Genomic DNA, 2,232 nt, shown 5'->3' with positions numbered 1-2,232 from the left:
GAAAGAGCGCGCCGAAGAGGGGATAAAGCGGCGGATAGAAATGCGATGCGGGCCTGAGATCGAGGACGGCGAAGGCCTTCGCGGACTTCCAGTAGAGACCCTGGTCAATCCATCCCCACCAGCCCAGCGGATATTGCGCATTGTTGCCGGGAACGGAGGGATAGGTCAAATATCTGTACTGATAGAGGCAAAACAGGACGACGAGCGCCAATGGCAACGCCCATGCGTTGACCAGTCTCAGGACTGAAGATCCGCGCATGGAATGTACCGGCTAGGTCTGAGCATGATCGCCGGCAACGATGGCGATGTTCGAACTGAAGGGACCGAGCTTGATCCCCGTCATCCAGATGCGCGGCGCCTTGGCTCCCGGCCATTCTCGCCCGATCAGGTCGCGGCTGAGAAAATCCATGTTCTCCGGCTTGGTCCAATAACCCATCGATGATTTGCCGAGCAGCGCGCGGAATGCGGATGGCGAATAATGCAGAAGCGGCAATCCGGTGTGATGTTCGACCGGGAACCAGCGGTTGGGGACGGTGATGAAGACGGAGCGGGCAACCCGCAGGTGCTCCAGGATGAATTGCCTGCGCTCTTGCACTCCTCCAACATGCTCCAGCACCGCGTTGGACGTCGCTATGTCGAATGACTTGTCGGCAAAAGGCAGCGGCTCGTTGGGAATGATTTGCCGGAAGGTGGCGGAGGGGTAACGTGCCTTGACCTGCTCGCCGGTTCCGATCCCGGCGCAAGTCACTTTTTCTGGCCACGGGTAGGACTTTTCGAGGAAATTGGCGCCTTCATTCTCGTCGTCGGAAACGCCGATATCGAGAACGGTCGTTTGCGGGGAGGGGCGCATCTGTTCAATGAACAGATTGAACATGTTCCGCCTGGCGGTCTTGAGCAGGCGCATCGCAAACGAATTCGATGCCCCGTCGCGATAAAAGACGGAGTCGATATTCTCGTCTCGGGGCGCCCGATCCTGATCAGCGGCCATTTCCATCACCCCAGGCTTCGATGGCCGTTGAAAACCATTCGGTCGTACAGAGCGTAGTTGACGACGAGGCCTGCAATCGCGCCGAGGAGATACGCGGGCACATGGTAGAAATTGGCGTCAATCTTACTGGCCTCGTTCAACACGATGAGGTTCGCACCCATCCCGACGAAGGATGCAATCAGATATTTGCCGTACTCGGCAGTTCTGTTTTGCATGCGGCCGTCAATGAAAGTCATGCTCCGGTTGAGGGCCCAGGTTACCGTCATCGCGACCAGGCTTGCTAGCACGCGGGCGGCGATAATCGAGCCGCCAAAACCGTACACGAAGCCGAAGAACACGGCCGCGTCAGTGACGAACCCAATGCCTCCGGCAAAGAGGAAGCGCGCTATTTTCGCGCTCGTCACGCTCACCGCTGCACCGATCGGTAGGATAGATAGGCAAGCAGCTTCGCCTCCTTGCGGCCGCGCGCGACGCTATCGAGAATGAGGCCGGCGAACACCGAAAGGAATGCGAGGATCATTGCCGCCGATACGGCTATCAAGGTCGGGAAACGAGGCACCAATCCAGTGGAGAGATAGTTGAGGAAAACGGGTGTGCCGAATCCGATTGCTATCAGCGCCAGAACCGCGGCGATCGACAGGAAAAACGGAAGCGGCAGCAGGTCGCGGATCAGGTGGAAAATCACCCACAGGATGCGAAAGCCGTCTTTGTAGGTCGCCAGTTTGCTCAGCGAGCCCGCAGGCCGCTCCTTGTAGTGCGTTTCGACCTCGCTCATGGGAACTCCGAGTTCCAGCGCATGTATGAGGAGTTCGGTCTCGATCTCAAAGCCTGCGCTTACCGCCGGAAAGGTCTTTACAAACCGGCGTGACAGAGCCTTGTAGCCGGACAGCATGTCTCGACTTTGGTCGCCGAAGAACAGCGAAACAAGCGATGTAAGCAGACGGTTTCCGATCAGGTGGCCCGGTCTATATGCCTGCTTGCTGGCATGAATGCGCACCCCGTTCACCTTGTCGTATGGCCCGGACAGGAGCTCGCGGATCATGGCAGGCGCCTCGGAAGCATCGTATGTCGCATCGCCATCGACGATAAGATAGGCGTCGGCGTCAATATCGGAAAACATTCGCCGCACCACGTTGCCCTTGCCTTGCCGGCGCTCGCTGCGAACGATCGCGCCGGCGGACGCGGCTACCGCTGCCGTGTCGTCGATCGAGTTGTTGTCGTAGACATAGATGCGGGCGTTTGGC

At 58.5% G+C, this 2,232-nt stretch carries 4 protein-coding genes; all 4 read right to left on the bottom strand.

What is annotated here, in order from left to right:
- On the bottom strand, nt 1-259 hold a 259-nt coding region (locus EOA33_RS32925), incomplete at its 3' end, for a hypothetical protein (RefSeq protein ID WP_210212639.1).
- 12 nt (nt 260-271) lie between these two features.
- Entirely contained in the window at nt 272-988 is a 717-nt protein-coding gene (locus EOA33_RS32920) for a methyltransferase domain-containing protein (RefSeq protein ID WP_126055939.1), read from the bottom strand.
- Nucleotides 989-993: 5 nt separating this feature from the next.
- Complete coding sequence (locus EOA33_RS32915; protein WP_189347737.1) at nt 994-1,398, bottom strand: GtrA family protein; 405 nt, start codon at nt 1,396-1,398, stop codon at nt 994-996.
- Nucleotides 1,395-2,232, bottom strand: an 838-nt coding sequence (locus EOA33_RS32910; RefSeq protein WP_127407518.1) for a glycosyltransferase family 2 protein, incomplete at its 5' end; no start/stop codon positions are given. The genes EOA33_RS32915 and EOA33_RS32910, both read right to left, overlap by 4 nt.

Origin of the sequence: Mesorhizobium sp. M4A.F.Ca.ET.050.02.1.1 (genome assembly GCF_003997725.1) — a bacterium.
Classification (GTDB): domain Bacteria; phylum Pseudomonadota; class Alphaproteobacteria; order Rhizobiales; family Rhizobiaceae; genus Mesorhizobium.
Note: the sequence above shows the minus strand (reverse complement) of the source record. Positions and strands in the feature narration are given on the sequence as shown.

Bases quoted from the DNA above. Each gene is read 5' to 3' on its own strand.
- EOA33_RS32920 (WP_126055939.1), bottom strand. From the start codon at position 988: ATGGCCGCTGATCAGGATCGGGCGCCCCGAGACGAGAATATCGACTCC.